Annotated in this window: 8 protein-coding genes; all 8 read right to left on the reverse strand. The window is 42.2% G+C overall.

What is annotated here, in order from left to right:
* Positions 1–179: 179 nt before the first annotated feature.
* A complete protein-coding gene (gene rsmG, locus DESRU_RS19610; RefSeq protein WP_013843841.1) occupies positions 180–917 on the reverse strand; it encodes a 16S rRNA (guanine(527)-N(7))-methyltransferase RsmG in 738 nt (245 codons plus the stop codon).
* Complete coding sequence (gene mnmG, locus DESRU_RS19615) at positions 895–2,793, reverse strand: tRNA uridine-5-carboxymethylaminomethyl(34) synthesis enzyme MnmG (protein ID WP_013843842.1); 1,899 nt, start codon at positions 2,791–2,793, stop codon at positions 895–897. Before mnmG ends, rsmG begins: the two co-directional genes overlap by 23 nt.
* Before the next feature lie 10 nt (positions 2,794–2,803).
* Positions 2,804–4,189 (reverse strand): tRNA uridine-5-carboxymethylaminomethyl(34) synthesis GTPase MnmE, encoded by a 1,386-nt coding sequence (mnmE, locus tag DESRU_RS19620; RefSeq protein ID WP_013843843.1) that lies wholly within the window; start codon positions 4,187–4,189, stop codon positions 2,804–2,806.
* 111 nt (positions 4,190–4,300) lie between these two features.
* Positions 4,301–4,921 carry an RNA-binding cell elongation regulator Jag/EloR gene (jag, locus tag DESRU_RS19625; RefSeq protein WP_013843844.1) on the reverse strand — a complete coding sequence of 207 codons (621 nt, stop codon included), beginning with the start codon at positions 4,919–4,921 and terminating at the stop codon, positions 4,301–4,303.
* Complete coding sequence (locus tag DESRU_RS19630; protein WP_013843845.1) at positions 4,896–5,579, reverse strand: YidC/Oxa1 family membrane protein insertase; 684 nt, start codon at positions 5,577–5,579, stop codon at positions 4,896–4,898. The genes jag and DESRU_RS19630 overlap by 26 nt, the downstream gene beginning before the upstream one ends.
* Before the next feature lie 33 nt (positions 5,580–5,612).
* Positions 5,613–5,819, reverse strand: a complete 207-nt coding sequence (gene yidD / locus DESRU_RS20465) for a membrane protein insertion efficiency factor YidD (protein ID WP_187290597.1) — start codon at positions 5,817–5,819, stop codon at positions 5,613–5,615.
* Entirely contained in the window at positions 5,819–6,160 is a 342-nt protein-coding gene (gene rnpA, locus DESRU_RS19635) for a ribonuclease P protein component (protein ID WP_013843847.1), read from the reverse strand. Before rnpA ends, yidD begins: the two co-directional genes overlap by 1 nt.
* Before the next feature lie 87 nt (positions 6,161–6,247).
* The gene (gene rpmH / locus DESRU_RS20470; protein ID WP_013843848.1) at positions 6,248–6,382 is read right to left on the reverse strand and encodes a 50S ribosomal protein L34; all 135 of its coding nucleotides are present in this window, start codon (positions 6,380–6,382) and stop codon (positions 6,248–6,250) included.
* Positions 6,383–6,681 lie beyond the last annotated feature (299 nt).

Raw genomic sequence — 6,681 nt, forward strand, 5'->3', positions numbered from 1 at the left:
GGATGTTTTAAAACTACTTTTTATACCGCCCAAAACTAGAGAACACAATAAACGATGACTAATTAAAATAGAATAGAACACGGATTTAACGGATTATATGGATTCGCACGGATATTAAATTTAAATAAAAATTAAAAAAACCGCGTGAATCAGTGAAAATCCGTAAAATCCGTGTTCTATTATCTAATTGGCTTTTTTGCCGGGGTCCCGGCCTTTCGGGGGTAGACTCCGGGAGTTGATTTTACCTTCTCAATGACAACCATACTCCGGGCGTCGCCAATGACAGGCAGTTGCAATCTTTTTACCTCCAATAAACGGCCTCCCAATATTGCCAAAGCCTTGGCGCTTTCTGCTAATTCATCATCCATATCCGGTCCCTTTTGGGAAATAAAATAACCGCCAATTTTAACACAGGGCAAGCAATATTCCGCCAGTACCGATAATTTGGCTACCGCCCTGGAAACAACAATATCATAATTTTCCCGGCTATTCTCCCTGCGTCCAAAATCCTCGGCCCGGTCCTGGATTGCCGAAATAGAAATTAAACCTAAATGAGTAATGGTCTCCTGTAAGAAAACAACCCGTTTATGCAAAGAATCCATTAACAAAACATCCAGATCGGGCCGGAAAATCTTTAAAGGAAGGCCGGGAAAACCTGCCCCGGTACCAACATCCAAAACCTTGGCTCCCGGTGGAAAATCCAGAGCCAGCAGGCAGGTCAGGGAATCCAAAAAATGCTTTACGGCTACCTCCCTTGGTTGGGTAATGGCGGTTAAATTGCATTTCTCATTTCCTGCCAGGAGCATTTGATAATATTTTTGGAATAATTCAATCTGGGTTTCCTCCAAATGAAATCCAAAAACCGGGGCAGCCTCTTTTAAATAGCGGGCTAAATCATTCAGATGATTCAGTTGCACCGGACTTTCTCCTTTCCTGTTCCAACCAGACCAGCAGAACCGAAATATCTGCAGGACTCACTCCGGATATGCGGGAGGCCTGTCCAATGGAAGCAGGTTTAAATTTTTCCAATTTTTGTCTTGCTTCCAAAGAAAGGCCCTGAATGTCCGAATAATGAATATCCGGACTTAATTTACGGCCTTCCAGTTTCTCAAATCTCTCTACCTGGGCCAATTGCTTTTTTATATACCCCTCATATTTTATTTCAGTCTCCACCTCTTCCCATACTTCACTGGACATAGGGGGAAATTCCAGAGGCAGGGCCATTAAATCTTTAAGATGAATTTCCGGTCTTTTAATTAAATGAATAGCCTGGGTGGACTGGGATATTTCCGTGGAGCCAAAACCCCTTAAAAAAGAATTTACTTCTTTAACGGCCGGAATAATCAGCTCTTTTAGGCGATCAATTTCCCCTTCAATGGTCCGCCATTTATCTAAAAACCGTTTATATCGCTCTTCGCTGACCAATCCTACATCGTAGCCCTTTTGGGTTAATCGGCGGTCTGCATTATCCTGACGCAATAATAAACGATATTCAGCCCGAGCAGTCATTAAACGATAGGGTTCATTGGTACCCTTGGTTACCAGATCATCAATTAATACGCCAATATAAGCCTCCGCCCTGGTAAGGGTGAAGGGGTCCTTTTCCTGAACCTGCAGGGCGGCATTGATACCGGCCATCAATCCCTGGGCAGCCGCTTCCTCATAACCGGAGGTCCCATTAATCTGCCCGGCAGTATAAAGGCCGGCAAGGGTTTTACATTCCAAGGTACTTTTTAATTGAGTAGGTACCACATAGTCATATTCAATGGCATATCCCGGCCGCATAATTTCTACCTTTTCCAGTCCGGGAACAGAGCGCAGCATTTGCAGTTGCACATCCGGAGGCAAGCTGGTGGACATCCCTTGAACATACATTTCATGGGTACTTAAGCCTTCCGGCTCAATAAATATTTGGTGCTGATTTTTATCCGCAAAACGCACCACTTTATCTTCAATGGAGGGGCAATATCTAGGCCCAACTCCTTCAATGATTCCGGAATAGAGGGGAGAACGGTGTAAATTATCCCGAATAATCTGGTGCGTTTGCTCGGAAGTATAGGTTAACCAGCAGGGAACCTGCTCCCGCTGGGTTACCGGTGACATAAAAGAGAAATTATGCAGTTCTTCATCCCCGGGTTGAATGATCATTTTGCTGAAATCAACGGTTCTCTTATCAATCCGGGCCGGTGTTCCTGTTTTAAAGCGGCCTAATTCAAGGCCCAAATCTCTTAAATTATCGCTTAAGGTTACGGATGGGAATTGACTATTAGGCCCCCCGGGAAAATGGATGGGACCAATAATAATTCTTCCCTTTAAATAGGTCCCGGTAGTTACAATCACCGCTTTGGCTCTAAACTCCGCTCCAATATGGGTTAGCACACCGGTAACCTGGTCCTTTTCAATCCGTATTTCCTCAACCAGCAATTGTTTGATATCCAAGTTTTGCTGGGATTCCAATGTTTTTTTCATCATCAACTGATATCTGGATTTATCGGCCTGGGCTCTCAAAGCATGCACCGCAGGGCCTTTACCCGTATTAAGCATCCTCATTTGAATGGCCGTCAGATCGGTATTTATACCCATCTGTCCTCCCAGAGCATCAATTTCTTTGACTAAATGGGATTTAGCGGGCCCTCCCACTGCGGGATTACAGGGCATAAGAGCCACATTATCCAGATTCATGGTAATCACCAGTGTCTTACAGCCCATTCTAGCCGAAGCCAAGGCTGCTTCACAACCGGCATGCCCGGCACCAACCACAATCACATCATAATCACCGGCACAATAACGCATTGCTGTCACCTCACTTACCGATACAAAAATCAGAAAATATACGGTCAATTAAATCTTCGCCAACGGTATTTCCGGTAATTTCTCCTAATATTTCCCAGGCGGATCTAATATCAATGGAGATTAAATCCGGAGGCACCAAAGCTTTCATACCCTGCAAGGCTTCCTGGAGGTGGTCCATCGAACGTTCCAAAGCCTGTTTATGTCGGGTATTGGATATAAAAACCTGATCCGTTGATGTAACTTTACCTTCGAGAATCAGATCCATAATGACTTGCTCCAATGTTTCCAGGCCAATTTCTTTTTTTGCAGAAATCTTCAGGATAGGACTTTTCGGAAAGAACTCTTTTAGAGCTTCGGTATCAAAACCAATAGAGGCTACATCAATTTTATTAATTAATAAAATAACCTTCTTATCCCTAACTAATTCCAGTACACGGTAATCCTCAGCAGATAAACCGGTGGTTGCATCCAGAACAAATAATATTAAGTCCGCTTGATTTAAAAGTTCCCTGGATTTTTCAACACCCAGTTGCTCCACTAAATCCCGAGTTTCCCGTAAACCCGCCGTATCCATAATTTTTATGGGAATACCCCGGATATTAATCACTTCTTCAATAATATCCCGAGTAGTACCGGGTATTTCTGTTACAATAGCCCTTTGTTCCCGCAATAATGCATTTAACAGGGAAGACTTGCCAACATTGGGTTTTCCCACAATCACCGTCTGCAATCCTTCCCGGTAAATTTTTCCTGTTTGCGCATTGGCTAACAACTGCTCTGTCTCTTTTATAATTTCACTGCAGTTGCGGGACATTTCCTGCAAATTGGCTTCTCCGATATCCTCTTCCGGAAAATCAATTACGGCTTCAATTTGGGCCAATAAACTCAATAACTTGTCTTGCAGGGTAAAAATTTTATTGGAAAGGCTGCCTCCCAGTTGAGCCATGGCAATTTGCGCCCCGGCATCGGTTTTAGCCCGGATAATATCAATAATGGACTCTGCCTGGGACAAATCCAGGCGGCCATTTAAGAAAGCTCTTTTACTGAATTCACCGGGTTCAGCCAGTCGCGCGCCCTGTCTCAACAATAACTGCAGCACTCTTCTCAGGGGAACAATGCCTCCATGGCAGCTAATTTCCACCACATCTTCAGCCGTAAAACTATGAGGACCCCGCATCACCGAAAGAAGAACTTCATCAATGATTTCCTCTTGCTGAGGATTTACAATATAGCCATAAACCAGACGATAGTTATCTTTAATATGCCAATTAATATTCTTTTTAGGACGAAAAACTTTTCGTCCAGCTTCAATGGCCCCGGGACCACTAATACGAATAACACCGATGCTTCCTTCCCCAAGGGGGGTGGCAATAGCCACAATGGTATCTTCCAACACCAGATTCCCGTACCTCCATATCCGTCATTGCCAGTAATCACATTATTTGAAAAACCCAGCAACCGCCAGTTGCTGGGTTCAGTTTTTCCTAGGAACCAAAACCAATACTCTTTATTTTTTTGGAGAGATAATAATTTTTCTAAAGGGTTCTTCCCCTTCACTAAAGGTGTAAATATCATCCCGTCCCTGCAGGGCTGTGTGAATAATCCGTCTCTCCTGAGAATTCATCGGCTCCAACACAACACTCCGGCCGCGTTGTTTGGCTTTATCCGCCAATCTGGAAGCCAATTTTTGCAGTGTTTCCTCCCGGCGCTGACGATATCCTTCAACATCTAAAATTACTTTATGCCGTACTTCCTGATCCTTATTGACAATCAAATTAACTAAATACTGGAGGGAATCCAACGTTTCCCCCCGGCGTCCAATAAGAACTCCTAAATCAGGACCTTCCATATTCACATGAATCATTTGCTCCCGCTCAGTGATACTTACTTCCACCGGCAGATCCATGGATTTAAATACATCGCTTAAAAAACGATTCACCCTTCGGGAAGGATTATCTTTTAAAGTCAGCTTAACCTTAGCGGGACGGCTGCCAATGAGTCCAAACAATCCCTTAGAAGGTTCTTCCAGTACCTCAATAATTACTTCATCTCTCAAGACACCAAATTCCTGAAGTCCTAGTTCAATGGCTTCATCAATGGTTTTACCGACCTTTTCTACCACTTTCAACTCCGGTTACCCCCTCTTTCATTTGCAGGGTCTCTTTATTGATAAACCACTGTTGAATGATTCCCACAACGTTAAATACAACCCAGTACAAAGCCAATCCGGCAGGCACCGTACTGGCAATCCAACCAATCATGACCGGCATAATATAAAGCATGGTTCTTTGTGTTTGGTCTTGAGCATTGGTTGTCATTTTAGATTGGAAGTAAGTTGTAACGGCTGCAATTAAAGGCAATATATAGTAAGGATCTTTGTGGCTTAAAGATGCAACCCAGAAAAAATGAGCATGTTCAGGATTTTTAAATGGAAAGGCGTAAAGGGCACGGTAAAGGGCAATCAGAATAGGCATTTGCACCAACAAAGGCAAACAGCCGGCCATGGGATTTACATTGTTTTCTTTGTAAAGATCCATGATCATCTGCTGCATCTTTTGCGGGTCCTTGTTCTTATACTTATCCTGTATTGCTTTAATCTCAGGTCCCAATTTTTGCATCATGACCATTGAATGCATTTGTTTTTTACTAAGAGGATATAAAATAACTTTAATTAAGATGGTTAACAAAATAATGGCCAGCGCATAACTGGGTATGCCGATACTTCCTGTTAAACCATAAAGCCAATTCATTAAAGCCGTCATTCCATCTACAATGGACTGAAACAAAGTGTGTTACCTCCTTAAAAGCCCATCCAAACGTTATAATGGATCATATCCACCCGGGTGGAAAGGATGACATTTGGCCAATCGTTTTATCGTTAGCCATAACCCTTTAACCACACCGTATTTTTCTACTGCCAAAATAGAATATTGCGAACAAGTGGGGTAAAAGCGACAAGTGCGGGGCTTTAAAGGAGAAATAAATTTTTGATAGAAAAAGAGAAAAAACAAAACAGCCTTCCGCACTATAATCTCTCCTGAGGATTTAATTTTTCAAAAACATGCCAAAGATGTTTTTCTAATTGATGATAGTCCTGATCACAAGAAGGCTGGCGAACAATGAAGATGTAATCTTGTCCATCGGGAAAACGATCCAAATTAAGCCGGCAAATTTCCTTCAAAATTCGGCGCAATCGATTTCGACAAACCGCCTTGCCAACCTTTTTACTGATAGAGAAACCAAATCGTCGTCCATTCCCCTTATTCGGAAACATATACAAAACCAGATACCGGTTTGCAGCCGATTTACCATTACGATAAACGTTTCTGTACTCAGAATTTTTTTTTAAAGAAAAAAAATTAGCCATCATCATTTCCTAAGTAAGGCTTTTAAACTATTTTAACCAAAGGTACCACAAGGTATACAATTAGGAAAAGGCCACCACTCAGCGGCCTTATGCAGATAAACGTTTTCTACCTTTTAAGCGTCTTCTCTTCAGAACATTACGGCCGGATTTTGTAGCCATCCTTTTTAAAAAGCCATGCACCTTCTGGTGTCTACGTTTTTTTGGTTGGTAAGTCCGCTTCAATGTATGTACACCCCCTTCAAACAAATTCAGTATATCAGAAAATCTGGAAAATACTAGACAGTCACTGAAGATTATATTAAAATTCCAGCCCGCAGTCAAGGTATATCATGCTTTGAAAATATTAGGCTAATTACATATCCATACCAAATGTGGATAGATAAATATCTGTTGATAACATCTGAGACTTTTGGTATTATTGATCTATGCCCTGTGGATTATTTTTGTTATCCAATCTTTGCACAGGTTGTGGATAAAACTGTGTACAACCCTGTTAGTGAATAAAAATTTTCCTTTCTTCT

It is taken from the genome of Desulforamulus ruminis DSM 2154, assembly GCF_000215085.1.
Lineage (GTDB): Bacteria > Bacillota > Desulfotomaculia > Desulfotomaculales > Desulfotomaculaceae > Desulfotomaculum > Desulfotomaculum ruminis.

Coding starts and splice junctions, on each gene's coding strand:
- mnmG (WP_013843842.1), bottom strand. CDS start 2,793: ATGCGTTATTGTGCCGGTGATTATGATGTGATTGTGGTTGGTGCCGGG.
- rnpA (WP_013843847.1), bottom strand. CDS start 6,160: ATGGCTAATTTTTTTTCTTTAAAAAAAAATTCTGAGTACAGAAACGTT.